This window comes from Nonomuraea sp. NPDC049141, from assembly GCF_040648415.1.
GTDB lineage: Bacteria > Actinomycetota > Actinomycetes > Streptosporangiales > Streptosporangiaceae > Nonomuraea.
Map to the genome: position 1 here is coordinate 60802 of NZ_JBEZDR010000005.1, position 23541 is coordinate 84342.

26 protein-coding genes and 3 tRNA genes are annotated in these 23541 nt (G+C 68.6%); 13 read left to right on the top strand and 16 right to left on the bottom strand.

The window, feature by feature from the left end; translation table 11 throughout:
* Positions 1–37 precede the first annotated feature (37 nt).
* Complete coding sequence (locus AB0B91_RS16255) at positions 38–1090, bottom strand: quinone-dependent dihydroorotate dehydrogenase (RefSeq protein WP_358319372.1); 1053 nt, start codon at positions 1088–1090, stop codon at positions 38–40.
* A gap of 45 nt (positions 1091–1135) precedes the next feature.
* Between AB0B91_RS16255 and AB0B91_RS16260 the strand changes: the two genes are divergently transcribed.
* Positions 1136–1510 (top strand): tautomerase family protein, encoded by a 375-nt coding sequence (locus tag AB0B91_RS16260; RefSeq protein ID WP_358319375.1) that lies wholly within the window; start codon positions 1136–1138, stop codon positions 1508–1510.
* Here AB0B91_RS16260 and AB0B91_RS16265 read toward each other — a convergent pair.
* Complete coding sequence (locus tag AB0B91_RS16265) at positions 1507–2190, bottom strand: hypothetical protein (protein WP_358319378.1); 684 nt, start codon at positions 2188–2190, stop codon at positions 1507–1509. The genes AB0B91_RS16260 and AB0B91_RS16265 overlap by 4 nt on opposite strands.
* Positions 2191–2279: 89 nt before the next feature.
* Between AB0B91_RS16265 and lpdA the strand changes: the two genes are divergently transcribed.
* From lpdA to AB0B91_RS16280, 3 genes are all read left to right on the top strand, one after another.
* Positions 2280–3659 carry a dihydrolipoyl dehydrogenase gene (gene lpdA / locus AB0B91_RS16270; RefSeq protein WP_358319381.1) on the top strand — a complete coding sequence of 460 codons (1380 nt, stop codon included), beginning with the start codon at positions 2280–2282 and terminating at the stop codon, positions 3657–3659.
* A 79-nt stretch (positions 3660–3738) separates the two neighbouring features.
* The gene (locus AB0B91_RS16275) at positions 3739–4125 is read left to right on the top strand and encodes a hypothetical protein (RefSeq protein ID WP_358319384.1); all 387 of its coding nucleotides are present in this window, start codon (positions 3739–3741) and stop codon (positions 4123–4125) included.
* 1 nt (position 4126) lies between these two features.
* Positions 4127–4702: a helix-turn-helix domain-containing protein gene (locus tag AB0B91_RS16280; protein ID WP_358319387.1), complete on the top strand. Its 576-nt coding sequence runs from the start codon at positions 4127–4129 to the stop codon at positions 4700–4702.
* Positions 4703–4710: 8 nt separating this feature from the next.
* Here AB0B91_RS16280 and AB0B91_RS16285 read toward each other — a convergent pair whose 3' ends face one another.
* The 4 genes from AB0B91_RS16285 to AB0B91_RS16300 are packed head-to-tail and all read right to left on the bottom strand — an operon-like array spanning position 4711 to position 8214.
* Positions 4711–5907, bottom strand: a complete 1197-nt coding sequence (locus AB0B91_RS16285) for an ABC transporter permease (protein ID WP_358319390.1) — start codon at positions 5905–5907, stop codon at positions 4711–4713.
* Positions 5904–6641, bottom strand: a complete 738-nt coding sequence (locus AB0B91_RS16290; protein ID WP_358319393.1) for an ABC transporter ATP-binding protein — start codon at positions 6639–6641, stop codon at positions 5904–5906. Before AB0B91_RS16290 ends, AB0B91_RS16285 begins: the two co-directional genes overlap by 4 nt.
* Positions 6638–7687, bottom strand: coding sequence for a peptidoglycan-binding protein (locus AB0B91_RS16295; RefSeq protein WP_358319396.1), 1050 nt, complete (start codon positions 7685–7687; stop codon positions 6638–6640). The genes AB0B91_RS16290 and AB0B91_RS16295 overlap by 4 nt, the downstream gene beginning before the upstream one ends.
* Entirely contained in the window at positions 7684–8214 is a 531-nt protein-coding gene (locus AB0B91_RS16300; RefSeq protein WP_358319399.1) for a hypothetical protein, read from the bottom strand. The genes AB0B91_RS16295 and AB0B91_RS16300 overlap by 4 nt, the downstream gene beginning before the upstream one ends.
* A gap of 123 nt (positions 8215–8337) precedes the next feature.
* Between AB0B91_RS16300 and AB0B91_RS16305 the strand changes: the two genes are divergently transcribed.
* Positions 8338–8982 carry a response regulator transcription factor gene (locus AB0B91_RS16305; protein WP_358319401.1) on the top strand — a complete coding sequence of 215 codons (645 nt, stop codon included), beginning with the start codon at positions 8338–8340 and terminating at the stop codon, positions 8980–8982.
* Positions 8979–10178, top strand: coding sequence for a HAMP domain-containing sensor histidine kinase (locus tag AB0B91_RS16310; RefSeq protein WP_358319404.1), 1200 nt, complete (start codon positions 8979–8981; stop codon positions 10176–10178). Before AB0B91_RS16305 ends, AB0B91_RS16310 begins: the two co-directional genes overlap by 4 nt.
* A 2-nt stretch (positions 10179–10180) precedes the next feature.
* Here the strand turns inward: AB0B91_RS16310 and AB0B91_RS16315 are convergent, their stop codons facing one another.
* Positions 10181–10819, bottom strand: a complete 639-nt coding sequence (locus AB0B91_RS16315) for a hypothetical protein (protein ID WP_358319406.1) — start codon at positions 10817–10819, stop codon at positions 10181–10183.
* 158 nt (positions 10820–10977) lie between these two features.
* On the opposite strand from AB0B91_RS16315, the gene AB0B91_RS16320 reads away from it, so the two are divergent.
* Together AB0B91_RS16320 and AB0B91_RS16325 are read left to right on the top strand one after the other, a co-directional pair.
* Positions 10978–11499, top strand: a complete 522-nt coding sequence (locus AB0B91_RS16320) for an RNA polymerase sigma factor (RefSeq protein ID WP_358319409.1) — start codon at positions 10978–10980, stop codon at positions 11497–11499.
* On the top strand, positions 11496–12650 hold the full coding sequence (locus AB0B91_RS16325; RefSeq protein WP_358319412.1) for a CU044_5270 family protein: 1155 nt from the start codon (positions 11496–11498) through the stop codon (positions 12648–12650). The genes AB0B91_RS16320 and AB0B91_RS16325 overlap by 4 nt, the downstream gene beginning before the upstream one ends.
* Before the next feature lie 58 nt (positions 12651–12708).
* Here the strand turns inward: AB0B91_RS16325 and AB0B91_RS16330 are convergent, their stop codons facing one another.
* On the bottom strand, positions 12709–12984 hold the full coding sequence (locus AB0B91_RS16330) for a hypothetical protein (protein WP_358319415.1): 276 nt from the start codon (positions 12982–12984) through the stop codon (positions 12709–12711).
* A gap of 34 nt (positions 12985–13018) precedes the next feature.
* A complete protein-coding gene (locus AB0B91_RS16335; RefSeq protein ID WP_358319418.1) occupies positions 13019–13207 on the bottom strand; it encodes a hypothetical protein in 189 nt (62 codons plus the stop codon).
* 75 nt (positions 13208–13282) lie between these two features.
* Here AB0B91_RS16335 and AB0B91_RS16340 point away from each other — a divergent pair, with 75 nt between their 5' ends.
* A complete protein-coding gene (locus AB0B91_RS16340; protein ID WP_358319420.1) occupies positions 13283–15322 on the top strand; it encodes a cellulose binding domain-containing protein in 2040 nt (679 codons plus the stop codon).
* A gap of 9 nt (positions 15323–15331) precedes the next feature.
* Here the strand turns inward: AB0B91_RS16340 and AB0B91_RS16345 are convergent, their stop codons facing one another.
* Together AB0B91_RS16345 and AB0B91_RS16350 are read right to left on the bottom strand one after the other, a co-directional pair.
* The gene (locus tag AB0B91_RS16345; protein WP_358319423.1) at positions 15332–15895 is read right to left on the bottom strand and encodes a hypothetical protein; all 564 of its coding nucleotides are present in this window, start codon (positions 15893–15895) and stop codon (positions 15332–15334) included.
* A 35-nt stretch (positions 15896–15930) separates the two neighbouring features.
* A complete protein-coding gene (locus AB0B91_RS16350; protein WP_358319427.1) occupies positions 15931–16506 on the bottom strand; it encodes a hypothetical protein in 576 nt (191 codons plus the stop codon).
* A gap of 43 nt (positions 16507–16549) precedes the next feature.
* Between AB0B91_RS16350 and AB0B91_RS16355 the strand changes: the two genes are divergently transcribed.
* The 4 genes from AB0B91_RS16355 to AB0B91_RS16370 all read left to right on the top strand — a co-directional run bounded on the left by AB0B91_RS16355 (position 16550) and on the right by AB0B91_RS16370 (position 20719).
* On the top strand, positions 16550–17944 hold the full coding sequence (locus tag AB0B91_RS16355; protein WP_358319430.1) for a hypothetical protein: 1395 nt from the start codon (positions 16550–16552) through the stop codon (positions 17942–17944).
* 44 nt (positions 17945–17988) lie between these two features.
* On the top strand, positions 17989–18567 hold the full coding sequence (locus AB0B91_RS16360) for a TetR/AcrR family transcriptional regulator (protein WP_358319433.1): 579 nt from the start codon (positions 17989–17991) through the stop codon (positions 18565–18567).
* Between the two features lie 71 nt (positions 18568–18638).
* Positions 18639–19946 (top strand): MFS transporter, encoded by a 1308-nt coding sequence (locus AB0B91_RS16365; RefSeq protein ID WP_358319436.1) that lies wholly within the window; start codon positions 18639–18641, stop codon positions 19944–19946.
* Between the two features lie 11 nt (positions 19947–19957).
* A complete protein-coding gene (locus AB0B91_RS16370; protein ID WP_358319439.1) occupies positions 19958–20719 on the top strand; it encodes a glucose 1-dehydrogenase in 762 nt (253 codons plus the stop codon).
* Positions 20720–20787: 68 nt separating this feature from the next.
* Here AB0B91_RS16370 and AB0B91_RS16375 read toward each other — a convergent pair whose 3' ends face one another.
* From AB0B91_RS16375 to AB0B91_RS16395, 5 genes are all read right to left on the bottom strand, one after another.
* Positions 20788–21564, bottom strand: coding sequence for a barstar family protein (locus tag AB0B91_RS16375; RefSeq protein WP_358319442.1), 777 nt, complete (start codon positions 21562–21564; stop codon positions 20788–20790).
* Positions 21565–21631: 67 nt separating this feature from the next.
* A tRNA-Phe gene (locus AB0B91_RS16380) sits at positions 21632–21705 on the bottom strand.
* Between the two features lie 5 nt (positions 21706–21710).
* Positions 21711–21785 (bottom strand) — tRNA-Asp (locus AB0B91_RS16385).
* Between the two features lie 81 nt (positions 21786–21866).
* Positions 21867–21939: transfer RNA gene (locus AB0B91_RS16390), tRNA-Glu, on the bottom strand.
* Positions 21940–23484, bottom strand: a complete 1545-nt coding sequence (locus tag AB0B91_RS16395) for a metallophosphoesterase (RefSeq protein ID WP_358319444.1) — start codon at positions 23482–23484, stop codon at positions 21940–21942.
* Positions 23485–23541 lie beyond the last annotated feature (57 nt).

Here is a 23541-nt window from a genome sequence, read left to right on the forward strand (position 1 = left end):
CACCCGTTCCAGGCCGTACGACCGATCGTCGGCTGTCTCAGGCCGTACGACCGATCGCTTCCGAGATCGAGGTGAGGCCGTGGCGGCGGACGCGGCGCGCGAGCTGCCGGTGGATGCGCGCGGCCCAGAACGGCCCGCCGTAGATCCACCCGGTGTAGCCCTGGACCAGCGTGGCCCCGGCGAGCAGGCGTTCCCACACGTCGTCGACGTCCTCCACGCCACCCACGGAGACCAGCGTGAGCCGGTCGCCGACGCGGGCCCGCAGCCGGCGCAGCACCTGCAGGGAGCGCGCCTTCAGCGGGCGCCCCGACAGCCCGCCGGTCTGGCCGCCGTGCCGGATCGTGGTGTTGGTCGCGATGATCCCGTCGAGCCCCAGCTCCAGCGCCAGGTCGGCGACCGCGTCGATGTCCTCGTCCGCGAGGTCGGGGGCGATCTTCACCAGCAGCGGGGTACGGCGCGGCGTGCCGTCGGCGACCTCCTTGACCGAGGCGAGCAGCGGGCGCAGCAGCGACACGGCCTGCAGGTCGCGCAGTCCGGGAGTGTTGGGCGAGCTCACGTTGACCACGAGGTAGTCGGCCAGCGACGCCAGCTCCTTGGCGCTGGCCACGTAGTCGGCGACGGCCCCGGACTCGGGCACCACCTTGGTCTTGCCGATGTTGACCCCGACCACGACCGGCAACCCTCTGGGGCGGCGCAGGCGGCGCGACGCGGCGACCGCCCCGGCGTTGTTGAAACCCATCCGGTTGATGACGGCCCGTCCCGGCACCAGCCTGAACAGCCGGGGCCGAGGGTTGCCCGGCTGGGCGTGCGCGGTGATGGTGCCGACCTCGACATGGCCGAAGCCCAGGGCGGCGACGCCCTCGGCGCAGGCGGCGTCCTTGTCGAACCCGGCGGCCAGGCCGAGCGGTCCGGGGAAGTGCACGCCGAACGCGCTGACGCGCAGAACCGGGTCGTGCGGCGCGAGCGCTCGATAGAGCAGCCGCTTGAGCAGGGGCAGCGCCGAGAGCAGCGCGAGGGCCCTGACAGTCAGATGGTGCACGGCCTCGGCGTCGAAACGTCGCAAGACCTGCGTGAACACGAGGCGATACATCAGGGGTCAGGCTACCAATCACGGTGACCCCCTATATTGACCGGCATGGCGCAGCTCAAGATCTATGGTCGGCGGGACGTGTGGGCCGGACGGCAGCGGGAGCTCTCGGATCTCCTGCACTCCTGCGTGGTGAGCGCGTGGGGGCTGCCGGAGGACAAGCGCTTCCACCGGTTCCTGCTGCTCGACGCCGAGGACTTCGTGTGCCCGCAGCGCGGCCCGGACTACCTGATCATCGAGGTGGTCTGCTTCACCGGTCGCAGCGACGACGCCAAGCGGGCGTTGATCCGGACGATCTACGAGAGGTCGGGGCTCGCCGCCGAGGACGTGGAGATCACGATCATCGAGATGCCCAAGGTCAACTGGGGCATCCGCGGGGTCCCGGCGGACGAGCTGGCGCTGCCGTACAAGGTGGAGGTCTAACCGAGGGTGCCGAGCACCACCGCGCCCGCGCCGATGGCGAGAGCCAGGGGGAACGCCCACCACTTCGGCGCGGGGCCGTCGCGCAGCACCTTGACGCCGAAGGGCACGAGCGCGACGCACAGGCCCGCGGTGGCCACGATCGACATCACGCCGGTGCCCTTGAGCACACCGATCGGCAGCGCGGACATGAGGCCGAGGGCGACCGCCCGTACGAGATCCAGCGTGCCGGCCCGCCACAGGCCGACGGCGAGCACGATCCAGCCGAAGAACAGCGCCACGCTGAGCGAGGCGAAGACGTGGAAGGCGCCGTAGGAGTCCGCCACCGCCCGCTGCGCGGCCGGAAGGCCCTGCACGGAGACCAGCTGGAACGCCAGATGGCTGACCCCGGCGTGGAAGGCCCGCTCGAACAGGCCCAGCATCACCATCACCCCGCCCCACAGCACCCACCGCGAGCCGGGCGAGCGCCGCACGAGGCCGAGCACGCCGGGCCAGAGCAGCACGTTGCCCGCGGCGAAACAGCTGTAGGAGGCGGTCATCAGCGCCGGGTCCCCGGCGAAGGCCGCGAGCTGGCGCGGGAAGAAGGCGTCGTACGGCAGGCGCAGCAGCACGCCCGCCAGCATGAGGACCGGCGCGATCACGAGGCTGACGCCTTCGGCCCACCGTCCGGGGAATTCGGTCATGCCTAGATCCAACCGAGCGCGATCGGCCGGGTCATTGGCACGGGGGCGAGGTTCAGGGGTAGCGCTAGGTGGACGGTACGGTCTGACTCATGAGCACTCACTATGACGTCGTCGTTCTCGGCGCGGGTCCCGGAGGGTACACGGCCGCGGTCCGCGCCGCCCAGCTCGGGCTGCGCGCAGCGGTCATCGAGGAGAAGTACTGGGGTGGCGTCTGCCTGAACGTGGGCTGTATCCCGTCCAAGGCACTGCTGCGCAACGCCGAGCTCGCGCACATTTTCCACAACGAGGCCAAGACCTTCGGCATCAGCGGCGAGGTCAGCTTCGACTACGGCGCCGCCTTCCAGCGCAGCCGCAAGGTGGCCGACGGGCGGGTCAAGGGCGTCCACTACCTGATGAAGAAGAACGCCATCACGGAGTACGACGGCCGCGGCACGTTCCTCGACGCCAACACGATCCAGGTGAACGACGAGACGATCACCTTCGCCACCTGCATCATCGCCACCGGGGCCAGCACCAGGCTGATCCCGGGCACGTCGCTGTCGGAGCGGGTGGTGACGTACGAGGAGCAGATCATGACCGATCAGCTTCCCGGCAGCATCATCATCGCGGGCGCGGGCGCGATCGGGGTGGAGTTCGCGTACGTCCTGCACAACTACGGCGTCAAGGTGACGATCGTGGAGTTCCTCGACCGCATGGTCCCGCTGGAGGACGCGGAGGTCTCGGCCGAGCTGGCCAAGCGCTACAAGCGGCTCGGCATCGAGGTGCTCACCTCCACCCGCGTCGACGGCATCGAGGACACCGGCGCCTCGGTCAAGGTGACCGTCACCCGCGACGGGCAGCAGCAGGTGCTGGAGGCCGACAAGGTGCTGCAGGCCATCGGCTTCGCACCGCGCGTCGACGGCTACGGCCTGGAGAAGACCGGCGTGGCACTCACCGACCGGGGCGCGATCGCGATCGACGGCAGGTGCCGGACGAACGTGCCGCACATCTTCGCCATCGGCGACGTCACCGCCAAGCTGATGCTGGCGCACGCCGCCGAGTCCATGGGCATCATCGCGGCCGAGACGATCGGCGACGCGGAGACCATGGAGCTCGACTACGTGATGATCCCGCGGGCCACGTACTGCCAGCCGCAGGTGGCCAGCTTCGGCTACACCGAGGCGCAGGCCCGGGACCTGGGCTATGACGTGAAGGTGGTCAAGTTCCCGTTCACCGCGAACGGCAAGGCGCACGGCCTGGGCGACGCGAACGGCTTCGTCAAGATCATCAGCGACAACAAGTACGGTGAGCTGCTCGGCGCGCACCTGATCGGCCCGGAGGTGACGGAGCTGCTGCCCGAGCTGACGCTGGCCCAGCAGTGGGACCTCACCGTGCACGAGGTCGCGCGCAACGTGCACGCCCACCCCACGCTCGGCGAAGCGGTCAAGGAAGCGATCCACGGCCTCGCCGGCCACATGATCAACATGTGACGAACAAGTGATCGGTACGGCCGGCGCCGTGCCGATTACTGCTTGCCAACTAGTTATCCGTGCGGATAAATTTACTCGCATGGATAACAAAATCTGGACTCATGTCAGGACGCTCTTCGTCGTCATGCTCGCCGTCTCGGTCCTGGCTCTGGTGGTGGCGGCCATCATCGGCGGGGACTGGGTGGTGTGGGTACGCGGCGTGGCCGTGGCCGCCGCTGCCGCCTGGCTCATCGCGCTGACCGGCCAGGCCGAGAAGGGCAGGCGGGCCGCCTATGTCCGCATCCGCTTCATCGCGACCATCGCCCCCATCGGGATCCTGCTCATCGTGGCCGTCCCGTCCAGCGGCTACCCGCTCTGGATGCGGGTCGAGCAGGGGCTGGTCGGGGTGCTGCTGGTGGCCGTCGCGACGCTCGTCAACCGCCGGACCGTACGGCAGGCCTACCCGAAGCGTGGCAAGCTCGGATGACATGGAGACAGCTCGTCATGCGGCGACTGAGGCACGCAAGGCCCAGATCACCCAGGCCACGATCGCCCTGCTGGCCGGACGCGGTTACGCCGCGACGACCTTCGAGGCCATCTGCGAGCATGCCGGGCTCAGCAGCAAGCGGCTCATCTCCTACCACTTCTCCAGCAAGGACGAGTTGCTGGCGGCCGTGGTCCGCAAGGTCGTGGACGACGCGGCCGCCTTCATGCGGCCCGCGCTCGACGCCGCCGACGGCGCCCGCGACCTGCTCCAGGCCTACATCCGGTCGAACGTGGCCTTCATCGCCGCCCATCCCGACCATGTGCGGGCCGTTCAGCAGATCGCCGCCAACTCCGCCCCGCTCGGCGGCCAGGAGCGGGACGCGGCGATCGCCCGGTTGGTGGCGTTCTTCGATGATGGCCGGCGTACGGGGACGTTCCGGTCGTTCGACTCGACGATCATGGCCACGACGCTGCGGGCCGCGGTCGACGCCGTGGCCGATCGGCTGGTCGACGGGCTGGATCCGGAGCTGTGCGCGGACGAACTGGTCGAGACGTTCGACCGCGCGACCCGCGCGTAGCGCCACCATCAGGTGGTCGTCAGGGCGACCGTCGGGGACAGGCGGGCGGCTCGCATGGCCGGGTAGAGGCCGGCGATCGTGCCGATGACGAGTGTGGCGGCGATCGCGCCGCCGAGCGCCCACGGTGGCACCACGGCCGGCCAGCCGCGTGACAGCGCGTAGCCGGTGGTGGCCAGCGCGCCCAGCACCGCCCCGACGACCCCGCCCAGCGCGGACAGCAGCAGCGACTCCGAAAGGAACTGCACCCGCACCTGCCCACGCGTCGCGCCGAGCGAGCGGCGCAGGCCGATCTCGCTGCGTCGTTCCAGTACCGAGATCACCATGGTGTTCGCCACGCCCACGCCGCCGACCAGCAGCGCGACCGCGCCGAGGCCGAGCAGCAGGTTGGTGAACGCGCCCGCGGCGGCCGCCCTGGCCGCCAGCGCGTCGGACGGCCTGCTGACGTTGACCTCCTGCGGGTTCTCCGGGTTGACCGTACGCGGGAGCACCCCTCGTACGCCCTCCACCGATTCCTCCGCCGACCGCTCGTAGATCGTCGACGGGTGGCCGTCGAAGCCCAGCAGCTCCGCCCCGGCGGGGAACCCGACCAGCACCGACCGCTCGATCTCCGGGGCGAGCGGCATCGGGGTCAGGATGCCGACCACGGTGAACCACCGGCCGCCCATCCACACCCGCACGCCGGTCCTGGAGATGCCGAGCGTCTCCGCGGCCTTGGCGCCCAGGACGACGACGGGTTGCCGCTCGGTGGCGGCGTTCAGCCAGGTGCCCTTCGACAGGCCGCCCTCCAGTGTGGCAAGCAGGCCGGTGGTCGCCGCCTGTACGGCGATGCCGCCGGTCACCTCCTCGGGGATGTAGCGGGTGCGCCGCACGGTGGCGGTGATGGCTCCGGTGGCGCCGGCCGTGCGGACCGGGCCGATGCGCTCGACCATGGCGACCGCGCCGGTGGGCAGTTCGGCCGGTTTGCCGAACATGGTCTGGCCGGCCGAGACGGTCAGCAGGTTGGTGCCGAGCCGGTCGAGCTGACGCAGCAGTTGCTCGCGGGAGGAGGCCGAGATGCCGATCACCGCGATCATCGTCGCGATGCCGATGGCGATGCCGAGCGCCGACAGGATCACTCTCGTCGGGCGGGTGCTGAGCCCGGCCGCGCCGACCCGCAGGACGTCGGCGAAGCCGAGACGCGCGGGTGTCAGCCGGTTACGCGTCACTCTGGAGCTCCTTGCTCGAAACCGGCGGCCCGCTCTGGGTCGGCGTTGCGCGTGAGGTCGGCGGTCCGTGTGAGGTCTGCGACGATCCGGCCGTCGCGGAGCCTGACCTGGCGGTGGCACCAGGCGGCGATCTCCGCGTCGTGGGTGATGATCGCGATCGTCGTACCGGCCGCGTGCAACCCGCCCAGAACCGTCAGCACCTCGGCCCCCGAGGCGGAGTCCAGGTTCCCGGTCGGCTCGTCGGCCAGCAGCAGCGGCGGGTCACCGGCGACGGCTCGGGCCACGGCCACCCGCTGCTGTTCGCCGCCTGAGAGCTGGTTCGGCCGGTGGCCCAGCCGGTGGCCGAGGCCCACCCGTTCCAGGGCGGAGGCGGCCAGCTCGCGTCTGGCCCGCAGCCCGATGCCGCTGTACAGCAGGCCGTCGGCCACGTTGTCCAGCGCGCTCACCCCCGGAGCCAGATGGAACTGCTGGAACACGAACCCCAGATGCCGCGCCCGCAGCGCGGACAGCTCCCGGTCGGAGAGCTCGGCGACGTCGTACTCGGCGACGCGCACGGTCCCGCTGGTGGGCAGGTCCAGGGTGCCGATCATGTGGAGCATGGTGGATTTCCCGGAGCCCGACGGCCCCACGATGGCCACCAGCTCACCCCGCTCGACCGTCAGGTCCACTCCGCGCAGCGCCTCGACGTGGCCCTCGTAGACCTTGGTCACGTCGTGCAGCTCCACAACGCTCATGTCGCGGGCACCCCGACCTTCATGCCCTCGGCCAGCCCCGCGCCGCTGATCTCGACCCGGCTGCCGCCGAAGCCGCCGACCTTCACCTCCACGACGCGGGTCGCGCCGCCCTCGACCACCTCGACGCCGAAGCCGCCCTCGCGCAGCGCCAGCAGCGCCTCCACCGGCACGCTCAGCACGTTCTTACGCCGCTCGCTGACCAGCTCCACCTCGACCGGGGCCTGGTCCAGCTTGGACTTCGGGGGCTTGGTCAGCGTGATGTCCACGTCGATGGTGGTGCTGTCCTCCTGGCTCTTGGCCACCGTGCCGACCTCGCTGATCTTCCCGGCCGCCTGCTCGCCGCCGGGCAACTCCACGCTCACCTTGGCGCCCTTCCTGGCCATCGCCTGGTCGCCGGTGTCGAGGTCCACGTGCACCAGCCGCCGCAGCTCGCTGACCGTGAGGACCGTCCGGCCGGGACCGGCCTTGCCGCCGACCGCGGCCTTCGCCTCGGTCACCCGTACCGCCGAAGGCAGGAACGTCACCTGCGCGGCGTCCACCTCTCCCGTCTCGGACAGTCCCACGCCGTCCTGCCACTCCTTGACGGCCAGCCGCGTCGCGTAGCTGAAGTGGTCGTCCACGGTGAGGTCGTCGCCGTAGCCGAGCGCCTTGAGGTTGCGCTCCAGTTGCTCGACGTCGGGGCCGTCCGACATGCCGGAACGCAGTGTCCGGTAGAGCGGCAGCTTGCCGTACATCAGGACGAGCGGTTTCCGGTCGATCCTGATCAGCGGGCGTCCCCGGCGGATCACCGCGCCCTCCGCGGCCACCCACGTCACGGTGCCCGCGGAGCCGGCCGCGAGCTCGCGCTCGCCGGAGTAGGTGAGCGCGCCGCTGACGGTCTTGGTGTCGACCAGGTCCTGCCTGGTGATCTCCGCGGTGGCGGGCACCGGGGGCTTGCTCGGCGCCGCCGCGCCCGTGCCGCCGCTCTGGTTCAGTACGGTCAGCGCTGTCCAGGCGGCGGCGACCGCGAGGAGGGCGGCGCCGGCGACGACCAGGGGCCGCCTCACGGCTTGGCCCGGAAGCTACCGAAGCCCGGAGCGAGGCTCTTGCAGGCTTCCTGCGCCTCCTGGAGCTTCTTCTCGCCGCCGCGCATCTTGATCTTGATCTCCCCTTTCGGCCCCGGGTCCGGCATGTCCACGCCGTGCTCCCGCATGCAGCGGGCGAACTTCACCATCTGGTCCCGTTGCTTCGGATCCATCGGCTGGTTCACCTTGTCGCCGATCACGTCCTTCATCAGGGGCTGGCACGCCTCCATCGCCTTCTTCATCTTGCTGGGGTCCTCGCCCTTCTTCTGCCTGAGCAGCACGCTGCCGTCGGCCCCGGGGTCGGGCATGTTGACGCCGTGCTCCCGCATGCACTGGGCGAACTTCAGCTGCGCCGCCTGCCGGTCGGTCTCCGACACCGACCTCGACGCGGTGGGCGTGGCCGTACCCTTGCCCGCGCTGGCGATCCCGTCGTCGGCGGCCTTGCTCTGCCCGCATGCCGCCAGTGCCAACACCAGCAGAGGTACTGCAGGCAGCAGTCGAACTCTCATGACCCGCTCCTTCGCCGCCCGGGTCACTCGCCCGGGATGCGGAGCCCACTCCACTCCCAGCCGTGCTAAACCCGGATAAGGCGCTTACTCGCGGCTAACACCCGACCCGCCACGCTCGACCACATGCGAGTGCTTGTCGTGGAAGACGAGGAAGAGCTGGCCGACGCGGTCGCGCGCGGCCTGCGGCTGCACGCGATGGCCGTCGACGTGGCCTACGACGGGCAGGAGGCGCTGAACCTGGCCTCGTACGTCGACTACGACGTCGTCGTCCTCGACCGCGACCTGCCCGAGGTGCACGGCGACGACGTCTGCGGCGAGCTGGCCAGCTCCAGCCGGATCCTCATGCTGACCGCCGCCGGGCAGGTCCACGACCGGGTGGACGGGCTGTCGCTGGGCGCCGACGACTATTTGGTCAAGCCGTTCGCGTTCGCCGAGCTGGTGGCCAGGATCCGGACGCTGGCCCGCCGGTCCTCCCGGGCCGCGCCGGCCGCGCTGGAACGGGCCGGGATCCGGCTCGATCCCGGCCGCCGTACGGTGACCAGGGACGAGCGGGTGGTCGCGCTGAACCGCAAGGAGTTCGACGTCCTGGAGCAGTTGCTGCTGGCCGGCGGCGACCTCGTCACCTCCGCCGAGCTGCGCAGGCGCGTCTGGGACGAGCACGCCGACACCGGCACCGGCGTGCTGCGCGTCACGATCACCTCGCTGCGCAGGAAGCTCGGCGCGCCGCTCGCGGTCCAGAACGTGCCCGGCAAGGGCTACCGGCTGTGACGCGTGCGCGGCCGTGGGACCGGCTCGGACTGCGGATGCGGCTCGCCCTGCTGTACGGCGGGCTGTTCTTCGTCGCCGGGTCGATGCTGCTCTGGGTCACCTATCTGCTGACCGCCAAGGCGCTGAACACGCAGTTCGTCACGAGGTTCGGCGGCTCCGCGATCGCCGTCACGAAGGATCCGCCCATCGTCGGCCCCTCCATGCAGCAGGTACAGGTCAACGTGGAACAAGGGGCGGCCACCGTGCTGAGTGACATGCTGCGGTCCTCGGTCGTCATCATGATCCTGATCGGGGTCATCGCGTTCGTGCTCGGCTATCTGGTGGCTGATCGGGCGTTGCGGCCGTTGGATCGGGTGACGGAGACGGCGCGGCGGTTGTCGGAGAGTACGTTGCGTGAGCGGATCGGGTTGCGGGGTCCGCATGATGAGGTGAAGCGGCTGGCCGATACGTTCGATGCGATGTTGGATCGGTTGCATCGGGTGTTCGAGGCGCAGCGCAGGTTCATCGGTAATGCCTCGCATGAGTTGCGGACGCCGTTGGCGATCAACCGGACGATTCTGGAGGTGTCGCTGGAGGAGCCGGCGGCCTCGCCGGATCTCAAGGCACTGGCTCGGGCGCTGCTGGGCACCAACGCCCGTTACGAGCGGCTGATCGAGGGCCTGCTGCTGCTCGCGCAGTCGGAGCAGGAGCTGACCGCGCGCAAGCCAGTGGAGCTACCGCGGATCGTCCGGATCGCGCTGGAGCAGATCGAGCTCGCGGCCGGGAAGCGGCACGTCACCGTGCACGAGGACCTGCGTCCGGCCGTCGCCGGGGGCGACCCGCTGTTCCTGGAGCGCTGCGTGTTCAACCTGCTGGAGAACGCGATCAAGTACAACGTCCGCGACGGCGAGGTGTGGGTGACCGTCCGCCCCGACGGTGACGGCGCCGTCATCGTGGTGGAGAACACCGGCCCGCCGGTCTCGCCGTACGAGGTGGACGACCTGTTCGAGCCGTTCCACCGGCTGCACGCCGATCGGGTGCGGTCGGCCAGGGGGTCGGGGCTCGGGCTGTCGATCGTGCGGGCCATCGTCGACGCGCACGGCGGCACGGTCACGGCCGCGGCCAGGCCCGAAGGCGGCCTGGCGGTGACCGTACGGCTGGCGGGCGTCGCTCAGGCAACCCCCGTCTTGCCGAAGGCCATAGTACGTAGAACGTAGCTTTATCCAAGGGTCTTGCGCGTCTCCTCGACCGAGCGCAGGATGCCGTGGGCGCCGGCGGCCTCGGCGAGCTCGCCCGCCTCGGCGAGCACCTCCAGTGCCTCGTCACGGCGGCCTTCGGCGGCGGTGATGTAGGCCAGGCCGATCAGGTTCGCGGCGACGCCGGGCAGGAAACCGAGTTCGCGGCGCAGGCGTACCGACTCCTCCAGCCGTTCGCGGGCCGGGCCCAGCCGGCCGGCGACGTGCTCGGCGATGCCCAGGTGCCGGAGGGCGTACGACATGGTCAGCTTGTCGCCCGCCTGGGCGGCGAGTTCGCGGGAGCGTTCGAGTGCGGGGACCGCGGTGTCGTCGTCCTGGCGGACGACCTGGTGGAAGATGCCGATCCAGAACAGCGATTCGCCCTCGCCGCGCACGTCGCCGAGCGCTTGGTAGAGCCGCGCCGCGCGCTCGAACAGGGTCAGTTCGGCCGGGTCCTCTTTCTCCCCGTCCAGGAATCGACCATGGATGATCCGGCCGCGGGCCAGGGCGAGATCCGCCTCGGCGGCGTCCAGTTCCCGGTCGGCCGTCTCCAGTGCCGCGGCATCGCCGTCGAAGACGGCGCGCTCGTACAGCAGTCTGGCTCGCTCGATCCGTTCGTCCACGTTCGTCCCCCGCCCTCGGCTACGTCGGCATCGAGCGTATAGGGGCTCTTTCTACGTAGGAGGCCGTCCGTATATTTCAGGATTGCTGTAACAACGATGGGGCTCGGACCACTTCCTGGTGTCAGAAGAACGATGTCCGGGATTAAGGGGCTGAGGCGGTGACGGATGACGCGCACCGGTTCACCAGCATGTACGACGGATGCCGACAACGTGTGTGGGCCTACGTGGTCAGTCGCGCGGGCCGGCAGGTGGCGGACGAGGTGGTGAGCGAGACGTTCGCGATCGCCTGGCGGCGGCTGGACGACGTACCGGAACCGGCCCTGCCATGGCTGCTCGGCGTCGCGCGCAACGTCCTGCGGGACAACATCCGCGCGGAGACCCGGCGGGAGGCGCTGAACGCGGAGCTGCGGGCCTGGACCGAGGGCGACGTGGCCGACCAGGTGACCGAACGGCTCGGCGTACTGCGGGCGCTGGCCGAACTGCCGGAGGACGACCGGGAGGTCCTCCTCCTGATCGCCTGGCAGGGCCTGTCCCCCAAGGACGCGGCCCGGGTCATCGGCTGCTCGTCCGCCGCCTTCCGTGTACGGCTGCATCGTGCGCGCAAGCGGCTCAAGCAGGCGATGGAACCGGCGGGACAGTCCCGGACCCGGGTGCGGAACCTCAGTGAGGAGTGGTCATGAACCCCATCGACGAACTACGGGCCGCCCGGCCCGCACACCTCGGCGACACGCCGGTCGACGAACGCACCAGGGCCGCGGAGCTCTCGTACGCCATGTCCCAGCCGCGGTCGGCGCGGCGTAAGCGCAGGACCGTACGACCGGTGTGGGGTTTCAGCCTCGTCGGCGCCGCCGCGGCCGCGACCGCCGTGGCCGTCGTGGTCTCCGGCACCGGCGGCACGACGCCGCGGGCGCCCGACGCGGCCCCGGCGACGCTCACCTCGTCCACGCCCAACTCCGCCACGCCCAAGGTGAAGCTGTCGGCTCGGGACATCCTGCTGACCGCCGCCGCGAAGGCGGCCCGCCAGCCCGGCGGGACGGGCGCCTACTGGCACACCGTGTCCGTGCAGCGGACCCTGTTCGTAGCCGATGGCGCGGACTACCTGGTCATGGACCAGCAGCGGAACGAGGGCTGGACGCCCAGCGCCACCGGAGGCGACCAGTGGGGCAGCACCAAGCCGCTCGGCGCGCGACCGGCCACCGCCGCGGACGAGGAGGCGTGGAAGCAGGCCGGTTCCCCGGCCAAGATCTCAGTCAAGGTGCCGGGCAAGCTAGGCGCGCTGACCCTCTCGACCTCTCCCCAAAAGACGAGCATCAGCCACAGCCCCCTGGTCGACGGGGACAAGGTGTTCTGGCTCGGCCGGAACGTCACCATGAAGGACCTGCGCGGCCTGCCCTCCGACCCGGCCAAGCTCAAGGCGTGGCTGCTTCGCTCGTACAAGGGGCACAGCACCGAGTCCAGCAGCGACCCGATGCCGGCCGACACCTGGCTCTTCACCGTGAGCGTGGGGTTGATCACCGACATGCCGGTTACACCCCAGGTACGCGGCGCCGCCTTCCGGATGCTCGCCGACCTCGACACCGTCGACGTCATCGAGAACGTCACGGACGCGGAGGGCCGCCAGGGCACCGCCGTGGCGGTCAAGTCGCACACCAAATACTCCGGCGTCGTGGAGACTCGGCTGATCTTCGACCAGGCGACCGGGCGGGGCCTGGCGAACGAGAGCGTTTTGGTGAAGCCCGACGGTGTCCAGAGTGCCTTCGAACCCGGCACCGTGTGGAGCTCGCAGGCCGTACTGGAAGCCGGCTGGACCGACAGGAAGCCGTCATCCTGAGCCTCAGGGAAACGACCGCCCTCGCTGGTTCGGCGGGGCGGTCGTTTCGCGTGGAGGCTCAGACCCTCTTCCACCGCCATTGCCCGTTGCTGTACTGGCTGCACTGATATTTACGGTTGGTCACCTTGGCGAATCCGTACCGGCTGTGCGCGGCTTTCGGGCAGTAGGCACCCGGCGTGACGCAGTTCCAGTGGTTGCCGGATCGCTGGTAGGTGCAGGCGGCCGCCGTGGCGTTGACGTGCACTTGAACGGCGGAAGCAGGCAGGGCGGCCGCGACGGGCACGACCAGCGCCGAGCCTACGAGAGCGGCGGAAACGAGCAGACGTCTGAGCAACAGGCGCTCCCAGATAAATACCGATAAAGCAGGACTAATCTGGGACGATCACTGCCTTGATCGCGTTGCCGACCAGGCATGTCCAGATGCGGACATCTTTCGATTTGATAGGCACCTCGGCAAAACCGGAACCGCCGCTCCAGCGAAGCCCCGGATCGGTCATCAATAGAGCCACAGCTGTCGGTGTGAAAGTTTCACTGTTGTTTGACGGGCTTGGCGTCACCCCGCACGATCATGGTGCCTCCTGGGTCGGAAGGAGGCGTCGAGTGATTGCCGCTATCCATGGCGAGGTGCGCCGATGCCGAAGTTCTCACTAAGAGCAGCGTCCGCCGTCCTGCTGACGCTGACCGCCCTGAACGCCCCCACGGCGTACGCCGACGAGGTCACCCCGGTCGCGGTGACCGTCAACGCCCGCGCCGCGCTCGCCACCGTCCCCGAAACCGGCATCGGCACCAACCATGCGATCTGGGACACCAATCTCGGCACCGACGCGACCGCCGACCTCCTCAAGGACGCCGGCGTGAAGCTGCTGCGCTATCCCGGCGGCTCCTACTCGGACATCTACCACTGGGCCGACCACACCGCTCCCGGCGGTTATGTGGCGCCCAACACCGACTTCGACACCTTCATGCGTGGTGCGCGTCGCACCGGGGCGCAGCCGATGGTGACCGCCAACTACGGCACCGGCACCGCCGAGGAGGCCGCGGCCTGGGTACGTAGCGCCAACGTCACCAAGGGCTACGGCGTCAAGTACTGGGAGATCGGCAACGAGAACTACGGCAACGGCCACTACGGCTCCGCCTGGGAGGCGGACAACCACGCCGACAAGAGCCCGGCCGAGTACGCCCGCAACGTCGTGTCCTACGCGGACGCGATGAAGGCGGTCGACCCCACCATCAAGATCGGCGCGGTGCTGACCACGGCCGCCAACTGGCCCGACGCCATCGTCGCCGACGGCGACAACGGCACCTGGAACAAGGTCGTCCTGTCGATCGCCGGACCGAAGATCGACTTCGTGATCCTGCACTGGTATCCCGGCGCCCTCGACAAGGCCGCCCAGGTCCCCGACATGATCCAGCTCACCAGGCAGCAGATCGCGAAGTACGCCGGGACCGGCTCTGAGCGGATCGGCATCGCCATGACCGAGTTCAACACGGGGTCCAGCAGCGCCGGCACCAACACGCAGCCCGGCGCGCTGGCCGCCGCCGACGCCTACGCGACGGTGCTGGCGAACGGGGTGTTCACGGTCGACTGGTGGAACGTCCACAACGGCATCGGCAACGTCACCCAGGTCGAAGGACATACCGATTACGGAGACTTCGGCCTGCTGTCGAGCGCTACGTGCACCTCCGACGGCAGCGTCTGCGAGCCGCCGCTGAACACCCCGTTCGCGCCGTACTACGCACTCCAGATGATGAGCAGGTTCGCCCGCCCCGGCGACCAGTTCATCCGGGCCGCGACCGACCAGGCGAAGGTCACCGCGCACGCCGCCCGCCGCCCCAACGGCGATCTGTCGGTCCTGTTGATCAACACGTCGTCGGACACGTCCTACCCCGTCACGATCAACTACTCCGGCTTCAGCCCGGCGTCCGGCGCGCCGACCGTACTGACGCACACCAACGGCGCCACGAGCATCACCAGCTCGACAGCGGGAACCGCGACCAGCCAGACCCTGTCACCGCTCTCGCTGACCACGATCGTCCTGCACCCCTCCACACCCCAGACCGGCCGTCCGGGCACGCCGGGGCAGCCGACCGCCGCTAACGTCACGGACAGAACCGCCACGATCTCCTGGCCCGCCGCCGCCCCCGGCGCACGCCCGATCGTCAAGTACGAGCTCCACCGCCAGAACGGCGCCATCAGCGAGCAACTCAGCGAGACCCCCGGCACCTCCCTCACGGTGAACAACCTCACTCCAGGCACCCGTTACACACTCAACGTGATCGCCCGGGACAGCGGCGGCGGCCTGTCGTGGGCCTCCCCGCCGCTGACGTTCACCACCGGCACACCCGCTTCCAGCTCCTGCTCGGTACGGCTGACCATCCAGACCGACTGGGCCAGCGGCTACGTCGGCGCCCTCGACATCACCAACAACGGCGCACCGATCAACGGCTGGACCCTGAACTTCAGCTGGCCCCGAACGTGGCAGAGCCTGGGCAGCGGCTGGAGCGCCGTCTGGACGCAGACCGGATCGGACGTCAAGGCCGTCAACGAGACCGGAAACGGCTCACTACCCACCGGAGGATCGACCTCGATCGGCTTCGTCGGCAACTACAACGGCCCGAACGTGCTGCCTGCCGTCTTCACCCTCAACGGAACCGTCTGCACGACCCAGTAGCAGCACTCGTCACGGCACGCGATCGGCCACGGGCTCCCAGGTCGGGGCCAGGTACGGCAGGCCGGCCGAACCGTAGAGCACGACGATCAGGGCCACGACGGTCGCGAACCACGCGATGGTCGTGGCAGGTCCCAGATCGGCGTAGCCGTACCCGGACAGCAGGCCGAGCACGCCCAGACTGACCACGGCCCAGCGCAGCACGTCGAGGAGGGCGGTCCTGGAGCTCTCCGCACGGGGACGAATCCGTCCGATGATGGCCTCAACCACGAGCCAGACCGTGACCAAGGCACCGACTGTGTTGGCGAGGCCGAGCACGTGCGAAAAGGAGAAAACCGTCAGGGGATGACCCGAGCGCTCGCCGGACGCGAGCATGACGACGAACGAGGCGCAGGCCATGACGGCGGCGAAGAACCTGGCCCGGCTGAAGGGGTCGTCGACGGATCGCTGCAGCTGAGCCAGCCCGGCCGCGCACAATCCCCATCCGACGGGGTCGAACAGCAGGTCGAAGCCATTGAAACGGAGGGCACCGAACACGAACACGAACCCGGTGGCGATCTTCGTGACGGGCGGCATGCGCCACAACCTTCCAGGCGGGTCTGAGCTGACTGTCAGGGCCACTGCGGGCTCACCGCGTCATTGCACACGTCGTCGGCGAGGCCTCGCTGCCAGGCGAGCGGGATACTACCTGTGGGTCCTGTCAGCTGCCATGAGTCCGCCAGCGCCTCCGCTGACCCTGAGCCCGTCCAGGTCCGGAAAGTGAAGCGCATCGGCTGGGGCTCATGTGGCACCGCCGCGCAGTCAGTGATGACGATGCGCCTACTCACGGTCGCCGAGCCACCGCGCCTCAAGGTGACCACGGAACTTTCCTCGTCCACCTTGTCAGCAGGTAGCAAGCGGAGGCCCGGGATTTCCGCCGAGATATCGGTGAGGGTGACGGAGACCGGTCCCTCGTTTTCGAGCTCGATGAACGCCCTGGTGGACAGGACGCCATTCTCGTCGACGTCCGCATGGACGAAGAACGGGTCGACCTCCCAGCGGATATGCGGTGTTATCGCCGTTGACCACCACGGGGCGGCGGCGATAATCACGAGCGACAGTGAACTGCATACCACGACCAGTAATCGCGCACGCCGTGCACGCCACGTGGCGATGCCAAATTGCTGCCATATATCGTCCGAACTCACGATATAGAACCATATATGGTGGCCCTTCGTGACGATACCTCCGATGATCGCTTGGGTAGTCTCCGCCATCGCCCTGCTGGCGGCAGCCGTTCCGGTCACGCGAGAACGGCTCAACAGGTTCGCCGCCCTGATTGGCCTTTCCGTCACAGAGGCCAACGCCCGCCAGGTCATCGACCATTTCGCCGGCCTGCGCCGGTGGCGGCTGATCGCCCTCACCCCCGCCGTTCCCTTGGCTTGCCTCACCAATGACCTGTTCTATCTGGTCCTGGGGTGGTGCGCCGTTTCTGTCTTCCGCGATGTACGGCTGCTCCATGCGCACGACGAAGCGAATATCTATCGGAAAGCATGGCTGCTCGGTTTGGGCGGCGCCGTGGTGGCAGAGGGCTATCTCCTGGCGATCCAGGGCGCCACCCCGGCGCGTCTGGCCCATGCCGTCATCGTGATTGTCGTGGCGGCAGCCGTACCACTCGCCGCCCGGAAACTGAGCGCCAGGCCGGCACCCGAAGCTTCGGATGACATAGCCCAAGCCGAACTGGCCATCGGTCAATGGTCAACGCGGACCCTCTACCTCGCGGGAACCGCGATCGTTCTGTCAGGGGCGCTGCTCATCCCTGGGCAACCGCCACAACGCGAACTGCCCGAATACTCGATGCCCCAGTCGTTTCCTGAACGTATAGGGACTTTCGCGACGGTGGACAAATTCAAGGGGCCTACCTGTCCGTGGACCACTCAGATGGACAATCCCTGCCGGTACTGGCTGGTTAACGAGGCGCCATTTTCCCAGGCCGCGCCGTACATCGTCAGCAAAAGCGGAGCACCTCAGCGGGCGCCGTTCGTCCGCAGCTCCGACAAGAAGGCCGTCGTCTACCTGGGCAGACACGATCGCCGCATGGTGTATCAGGACGCCGGGGGTGTCCACTACCTCACCGGCAGCCTGACTGACACCGCAGTGCCTACGCCCACGTTCGCCGCCCAGAGCAGGTACGTCGCCCTGGCCAAGGACAGCGCGCAGATCACTGACACCAAGACCTGGACCACGCTGTCGATCCCCGGCGCTCGGCAGGTCCATGACCTCAACGAGAGCGGAATCGTGGTCACGACGGCATCTCAGGTGCTCGTTCTGGACCATCGGGGAAAGACGAGAATGGCGCTTCCCCTCAGGAAAATCGAGAAAGACGATTCCGAGGACACGTACCACCTCCGATCGGACGGAACCCACTTCGTGGCCGTCCGAGGCAGTGAGGGCCGTGTTGACACCTTCGACCCACGGACCGGCGAGCGTGTGTCCAGCGTTGTTCCCCATATCCCCGACGCCGACTTCCTCGACATCGGCCTCGGCTGGTCGAAGGAGGGTTCCTTCCTGGTCCGCACCTACAACAACGACCGCGTCTACAACCTCGACCTGGCGACAGGCAAGCTCTGGAGACGCCAGAAGTGAACCATATTTGACAGGTCGTTCTAGAAAACCGTAGGCTCTGCGTCGTGGCAAGGACCAAGGAGTTCGATCCCGACGAGGCTCTGCAGGCAGCCCTGGAGCTGTTCTGGGAGCGGGGGTACGAGGCGACGTCGATGGCCGACCTCGTCGAGCACCTGGGGATCGGCAGAGCCAGCATCTACGCCACGTTCGGCAACAAGCGCGACCTCTACCTGAAGGCCTACGAGCGCTACAAGCAGAACGGTATCGACTACATCGGCCTGCTGTCCCAACCGGGGCCGGTGCTGCCCGTCGTACGCGCGCTGGTCGAGCGGTTCGCCGAGGAGTCCGCCCACGACGAGAGGCGGCGCGGCTGCCTGGTGGTCAACACCGCCGTGGAGGTGGCGCCGCACGACCCCACGGTAGCCCGGCTTGTCGAGTCCAACTGGGATTTCATCGAGACCACGCTGACCTCGGCGCTGACCAGGGCCCGCGCCCAGGGTGAGCTGGCCGAGGAGAAGGATCCCCGGGCGCTCGCCCGGTTCCTGCTGACCGTGATGCAGGGCATGCGGGTCATCGGCAAGAGCTCCAACGACCCCGAGCGCCTCTACGACGCCGCCGCACAGGCGCTGCGCGCTCTCGACTAGCCCGAACCTCCCCTAGAAGCTTCAGACTTTCATGCCTTCATACTAGAACGATCGATCTGGAAAGAGCGTCCGTGGCCGTCCCCATAGCCGTCTCGCCCGCCCCCGCCTTCGCGCTGCTCGGCGGTGTCCAGATCATGCTGATCTCGGGCATCACCGTCGTCTCCGTCGCCCTGCCGGCGATCCAGGATGAGTTACGGCTCAGCGGTGGTGATCTGGCGCTGGTCAGCACGGCGTACGGGCTGGCGTTCAGCGGGTTGCTCCTGCTCGGCGGCAGGCTGGCGGACCTGTACGGCAGGCGCCGGATGTTCATGCTGGGCCTCGGCCTGTTCGGGGTCTCCTCGGCCGCGGCCGCCCTGGCCCCGGGGCTCGGCCTGCTCCTCACCGCGCGGTTCGCCCAGGGCATCGGTGCCGCCCTTGTGGCTCCCTCGGCCATGGCCCTGCTCGGTGTGGTCTTTCCCGACCCCCACCGGCGAGCCCGGGCCACCGCCGTCTGGGGTGGTCTGGCGGGCATCGGGGCGACCGGGGGCATGCTGCTGTCCGGGGTGTTCGCCGAGTGGGCGTCATGGCGGTGGGCATTCGGCGTGCCGGTGATCGCCACGGCAATCGCCCTGGTGGCGGCACCCCGGCTGCTGCCCGCCGATCGGCCGGTCCGGCGTACACGCATCGACATCCTCGGCGCCGCACTGGTGACGGCAGGACTCTCCACACTGAGCTACGGGCTGGTGGAGAGCTCGTACGGCCCGCTCATCGGCGGAGCCGTCCTGCTGCTCGCCTTCATGATCGTGGAATCCCGTACGGCCGCCCCTCTGGTGCCACCGGCGTTCTTCGCCGTACCGCGGAGAGCCGTCGCCCTGGCGGCGATCGTCCTTGGCTCAGCGGGCATGGCCACCAGTTTCTTCTTCCTCTCGCTGCATCTCCAGCAGGTTCGCGGCCTGTCTCCGCTGCTGACCTCTGCCGCGTTCCTGCCGTACGGCGCGGTCCTGATCGGTACGGGCGCGGTCGCCGGGCGGCTGCTCGCGCGCTTCGGCATCCGGATCGTTCTCACGACCGGGCTGATCACGGCCGCGGCCGGACTGGTGCTGGTCGGCAGGTTCGACGGCGCCCTCATCGCCGGGCTGCTGGTCCTGCCGCTCGGCATCGCCCTGACGTTCGCCGGGGCGACGGTGGCCGCGGTCACCGACGTGCCCGACGAGCAGGCCGGGCTCGCCGGTGGCGTGGTCAACACGGCGATGGAGGTCGGACCGACCCTCGGCCTCTCCGCGCTGGTGTCGCTGGCCGGTGGCACGACCTCCGGCTATGGCTTCGCGCTCGGCATCGCCGCTGTCGCCTTCATCCTCATGGCCCCGATCGCAGCCCTACTGCTGCGCACCCCTCGATAAAGGAGAACATCATGACCGCTCGATTCATCGGCAAGGTCGCCCTGGTTACCGGCGGTGGCTCCGGCATCGGCCGGGCGACCGCCCGGGCCTTCGCCCGTGAGGGCGCCACCGTCGTCGTCTCCGGGCGTGACGCGGAGAACCTCGACCAGACGGTCAAGCTGATCGAGGCCGAGAACGGGCGAGCGAGCCTGGTCATCGCCGACGTCACCAAGCAGGAGGACGTCGCCCGGATGGTGGCGACGACCGTGGAGCGTCACGGCGGCCTGCACGTCGCGCACAACAACGCCGGTGTCTTCGGCCAGGTCGCTCCGCTCGCCGACCTCGACGTCGACGGCTGGCGCAACGTGCTGGACGTCAACCTGACCGGCGTGTTCCTGTCGATGAAGTACGAGATTCAGCACATGCGCTCCAACGGCGGAGGCACGATCGTCAACACCTCCTCCAACATCGGCGCCCATCGCAGACTCCGCGGGGCGAGCGCCTATGGCACCTCCAAGGCGGGTGTGAGCTTCCTGACCCGTACCGCGGCACTCGACCACATCGATGACGGCATCCGCATCAACGCGGTCAGCCCCGGAGCCAGCGACGCCCCGATGTCAACGCGGCCCGGCGAGAGCCGGGAGGAACGCGACGCCCGTCTCGCGCCGCACATTCCGCTCGGCAGGGTCGGCACGCTCGAAGAGGTCACCGCCACCGTGCTGTGGCTCGCCTCCCCCGAGTCCGGATTCGCCGTCGGCCACGATCTCGTCATCGACGGCGGCGCCACCGCCTGATCACGAAGCGGGGTCCGGGGCGGGGTTCGGGGTGGCCACACAGCCCCGGACCCCGCCGTCGTACGAGGTCACCTCCACACGACCTCCACATCGTGTTCCGCGAAGATCGTCTGGATGAGCGCGAAATACGGTTGAGCGTCCGCCAATGCCCTCGTCAGGGACCACCGCGCCACGTGGGAGTCGTTCCAGATCAGGGTGAACGGCGTCCTAGCTCCGAAGCGACCCCGCAGACAGTCGTCCAGCGCATCAAGATTCCCGCCGAAGTAGCCACCGGGCCCGTTGATGGCTTCTCCGAGCGCGAGGTAGAAGGCGGCCTCATCGGTGACGTGAGTGCCTTCGAGGTGGTAGACGCGTCCTGGCGGATGATCGAGCTGTCTTACCCGCCGGGAGTTGCTGCGGCGGACGATGGTCAGCCATTCCGCCCGGTCCTCCGGCCCGTACTCGGCCCACTGGTTCGGCCGATCAGGCCGAGCCACCCGCCAGCGCTCCCAGAGATGCCGCATCCGGGGCGGAGGGCTGTCGAATCCCCACAGAGCGACGATGTCCACCCGCTCGGGATCAAGTCGCGAGGGTCGCCAGTCGATGATCTCGCTCATCCAGAAGTCCGCGAGCGGCTCTCCTGCCGTGTCGAGCATCCGAAGCCCTTCCAGGCCCAGAGGGTTCCTCTGGCGGTAGCGCTTGGATCCTGCGAGGTGGTCGCGTAGCCGCTGAGTGGGAAGGCAGCCCAGGAGTTCGGCCGTCACGTCCTCGCCCGGGTCGGCGAAGAAGCCGTCCGCGTCGAGGCAGACCCCGAGAACCTGATCATCACCGTCGATCAGGAGGAATTTCGGCTCGACGGAATCCACGGGCTCCATAAACCGTCCCAGAAGAGCAAAAAGCCCCGAACGATGATCCGTTCGGGGCAAAAAAATGTGGTCAGGGGCAGGGTCGAACTGCCGACCTTCCGCTTTTCAGGCGGACGCTCGTACCAACTGAGCTACCTGACCCAGAGCGGTCCTGACGGGACTTGAACCCGCGACCTCCACCTTGACAGGGTGGCGAGCACTCCAAACTGCTCTACAGGACCTTGCTTTCTTGCTTTGCGACTCGCTTAGCTTACCAGTTCTTCGGTGGCCTTCGACCAACCGTTTTGTGGTGCGCTTTGCGGTGCCCCCAACGGGATTCGAACCCGTGCCGCCGCCTTGAAAGGGCGGTGTCCTAGGCCGCTAGACGATGGGGGCTCAGGAACTTTCCCTGTCGCCTTCCGTCGGAGACCTCTGAAGCATAGGGGACGATTGCCCTTGATGCCAAAGTGGCGGACCGGCGGCCGGCGTTGTCGTGCCAGTGATCGATCCCGTTGGCGACGGGGCGTTCGTTGGCGCTGGAGAAATCATACGTCCCGGGTCACGCTCCACGTGACGCTGGATGTACACAGACTGCTCCCCGAGGCCCCCGAGCGTGATGTCGTCCCAGGCCTGCAGGCGTCTGGTCTCCTTGTCGAAGTACATGACAGAGGCCTGTACGGGGGTCGGCTGGGGGTGTTCGAGGGCACGCAGGCCGGCGCCGCCCGTGGAGCCCTGGACCAGCAGACGGGTGCCCGTGGGCAGCACGGTCGTCGATCGTTCATGGGTGTGACCTGCGAGGATGATCGGTGTGGCGCCGGAGAAGCCGCGGCCGACCTCCGGGTCGTGGACGGCGACCACGTCCGGTTTCTCGATCTTCGGCACATGTGAGCGGCCGAACTGCGCCAGCACGGCCGGGTCCGAGTCGACGGCGACGGTCTTGTCGGGGGTGAAGCGGGGGTCACCCAGGCCGTAGATGTTCAGACCTGCCACCTTCTGGGCCTTGTCGTCCAGAACTATGGCGTTCTTCTGCTTGGCGACCGCCTTCTGGGTGATCATCGAGTCGTGGTTGCCGCGAACGTAGACGTACGGGACACCGAGGGTGGAGATCTCGTCCACGAACTTGTTCTCGGTCTTGGTGCCGTGGTCGGAAATGTCGCCCGTGTCGATGATCATGTCGACCTTGAACTGGTCCTTCAGGGAGCGGACTACGTTCCAGGCGATCGGGTTGATGTGGATGTCCGAGATGTGCAGGACCCGGATGGATCTGGGGTCCGCGTCGTACAACGGCAGTGTCGACACCGTGTCGTACAACTTCGAGACGTTGGTGACCAGCTTGGTGAGCTGCGACCGGTACGACTCGAACTTCGTCACGATCGACTCCGCGCTGCCCACCAGCGACGGCGCGGCGGCGATCAGGCCCGAGTATCTGGGCTCGACAAGCGAATTGGGGCGGAATGTGAGCGCGGCGAGCGCGCTCGTGCCGGCCAGCGCCACCGAGGCGGCCAGCAGGCCGAGCAACGCCACCCGCGGGCGCCTGAACACCAGCAGGCTCGCGATCAGCGCCCCAGCTCCCGCGCACAGCATCGAGCGGATCAGCAGCAAGCGGACACCGTCCAGCAGGTCGCGCTCGATGATCTCCGGCAGCCGGTCCGCCAGGCGCGGGTCCTCGAGGAGCGCCTTGGCGCGTTCCTGGTCGATGTTCTCGAGCGAGATGCGGAGTCTGAGCGGGGCGTCATGGGTGCGGAACGTGAGCGTGCCCAGCGGGCTGGCGTCCACGATCGTCTCGCCGTCCCAGGCGGGCCGGAGCGACATACCCGTCTCAACCGGACCGACCTGAGCCCTGAGAGTCCCGCTGAGGAAGATGCCGAGCCAGGCGCCCACCGCGGCCACGATGAGGACGGCCACGGCCCTGGACACCCGCGACTGGAGGACTGCCTTCACTCTGTCAGTGAACTTCATACAGTTTCTTGCTTACCCGACCAGCGGGGCAGAATGGCA

What these genes read in the sequence shown, in the direction of transcription:
- AB0B91_RS16255 (WP_358319372.1), bottom strand. Translation starts at nt 1,090, where the DNA reads ATGTATCGCCTCGTGTTCACGCAGGTCTTGCGACGTTTCGACGCCGAG.
- AB0B91_RS16260 (WP_358319375.1), top strand. Translation starts at nt 1,136, where the DNA reads ATGGCGCAGCTCAAGATCTATGGTCGGCGGGACGTGTGGGCCGGACGG.
- AB0B91_RS16265 (WP_358319378.1), bottom strand. Translation starts at nt 2,190, where the DNA reads ATGACCGAATTCCCCGGACGGTGGGCCGAAGGCGTCAGCCTCGTGATC.
- lpdA (WP_358319381.1), top strand. Translation starts at nt 2,280, where the DNA reads ATGAGCACTCACTATGACGTCGTCGTTCTCGGCGCGGGTCCCGGAGGG.
- AB0B91_RS16275 (WP_358319384.1), top strand. Translation starts at nt 3,739, where the DNA reads ATGGATAACAAAATCTGGACTCATGTCAGGACGCTCTTCGTCGTCATG.
- AB0B91_RS16280 (WP_358319387.1), top strand. Translation starts at nt 4,127, where the DNA reads ATGGAGACAGCTCGTCATGCGGCGACTGAGGCACGCAAGGCCCAGATC.
- AB0B91_RS16290 (WP_358319393.1), bottom strand. Translation starts at nt 6,641, where the DNA reads ATGAGCGTTGTGGAGCTGCACGACGTGACCAAGGTCTACGAGGGCCAC.
- AB0B91_RS16300 (WP_358319399.1), bottom strand. Translation starts at nt 8,214, where the DNA reads ATGAGAGTTCGACTGCTGCCTGCAGTACCTCTGCTGGTGTTGGCACTG.
- AB0B91_RS16305 (WP_358319401.1), top strand. Translation starts at nt 8,338, where the DNA reads ATGCGAGTGCTTGTCGTGGAAGACGAGGAAGAGCTGGCCGACGCGGTC.
- AB0B91_RS16325 (WP_358319412.1), top strand. Translation starts at nt 11,496, where the DNA reads ATGAACCCCATCGACGAACTACGGGCCGCCCGGCCCGCACACCTCGGC.
- AB0B91_RS16340 (WP_358319420.1), top strand. Translation starts at nt 13,283, where the DNA reads ATGCCGAAGTTCTCACTAAGAGCAGCGTCCGCCGTCCTGCTGACGCTG.
- AB0B91_RS16345 (WP_358319423.1), bottom strand. Translation starts at nt 15,895, where the DNA reads ATGCCGCCCGTCACGAAGATCGCCACCGGGTTCGTGTTCGTGTTCGGT.
- AB0B91_RS16355 (WP_358319430.1), top strand. Translation starts at nt 16,550, where the DNA reads ATGATCGCTTGGGTAGTCTCCGCCATCGCCCTGCTGGCGGCAGCCGTT.
- AB0B91_RS16370 (WP_358319439.1), top strand. Translation starts at nt 19,958, where the DNA reads ATGACCGCTCGATTCATCGGCAAGGTCGCCCTGGTTACCGGCGGTGGC.